Origin of the sequence: Affinundibacterium seohonense, from assembly GCF_014284305.1 — a bacterium.
Lineage (GTDB): Bacteria > Pseudomonadota > Gammaproteobacteria > Burkholderiales > Burkholderiaceae_D > Undibacterium > Undibacterium seohonense.
Genome location: NZ_JACOFW010000069.1, coordinates 1 through 1,198 on the forward strand (window position 1 = coordinate 1; position 1,198 = coordinate 1,198).

Here is a 1,198-nt window from a genome sequence, read left to right on the forward strand (position 1 = left end):
TGTAACCATCCCGTAAAATCAAGCCATGCATAACTAGAGTTCTTGAGGCAAACTTATGTGCCAAAGGAGAACAGAAATGCGTAAAAGCAGATTTACAGAAACACAGATCATAGGAATATTGAAGGCAGTTGAAGCTGGCAGATTGGTCAAAGACGTTTGTCGTGAGCATAGCGTTTCTGAAGCGACCTATTACCAATGGAAGTCTAAGTATGGCGGTATGGAAGCTGCCGACGTAAAGCGGCTCAAAGAGCTAGAAGAAGAGAATCGTAAGCTCAAATTGATGGTTGCTGATTTGTCGTTAGAGAACCATGCGTTCAAAGAGGTGATCGGTTTAAAGCGCTAGCCCCGAACCAGAAACGCGATTTCGTCAAACAACTACAAGAGTATGGACTTAGTCAGCGTCAGGCTTGCAAAGCAATGCAACTCTCACGTTCAAGCATGACCTACCAGCGGCAGATGGCACCAGACGACGAGATCATTGCGGTTTTGCAGGAATTGGCAGAACGATTTCCGGAACGGGGATTTGGCAAATACTTTCAGCTAATAAGACGACGCGGCCATACCTGGAATCATAAGCGGGTCTATCGCGTTTATTGCGGGCTAAAGATGAATCGGCGACGTATCGGTAAAAAGCGGCTTCCAACAAGAGACCCACAACCATTAGCCGTACCCGGAGAAGTCAACAAGAGTTGGTCAATTGATTTTATGAGTGATGCTTTATGGTGCGGTAGGCGCTTTCGAACTTTCAATGTCGTCGATGACTTTAATCGAGAAGTACTGGCGATTGAAGTTGATTTAAATTTGCCCGCGTCGCGTGTGATTCGTGTGCTTGAGAGGATCGTTGCGTGGCGCGGCTTTCCGACGCAGATCAGAATGGACAATGGGCCTGAATTTATTTCGGCAACCTTAGCTGATTGGGCGCAAAAGCATGATGTCCACCTGGAGTTTATTGAGCCAGGTAGACCTATGCAAAATGGCTTCATTGAACGCTTCAACCGAAGCTACCGCCAAGGGGTGTTAGATATGTATGTTTTTAAGAGCTTGCAGGAGGTCAAAGAACGAACAGAATTGTGGATGAACGATTACAACGAGCAATGCCCACATGATTCACTCAACGGGATGACCCCTGTTGAATTCCGGTTGTTTCACCAACCTCAAAACTCTAGTAATACCTGGCACTGATTAAGGGAGGTTTACA

1 protein-coding gene is annotated in these 1,198 nt (G+C 46.2%); it reads left to right on the forward strand.

Annotated features, from left to right (window positions below):
- Positions 1 to 76 precede the first annotated feature (76 nt).
- A protein-coding gene (locus H8K52_RS20585; RefSeq protein WP_186924787.1) for an IS3 family transposase occupies positions 77 to 1,182 on the forward strand; the annotation gives its coding sequence in 2 pieces (ribosomal slippage) (positions 77 to 332 and positions 332 to 1,182; 1,107 coding nt in all).
- Positions 1,183 to 1,198: the final 16 nt, after the last annotated feature.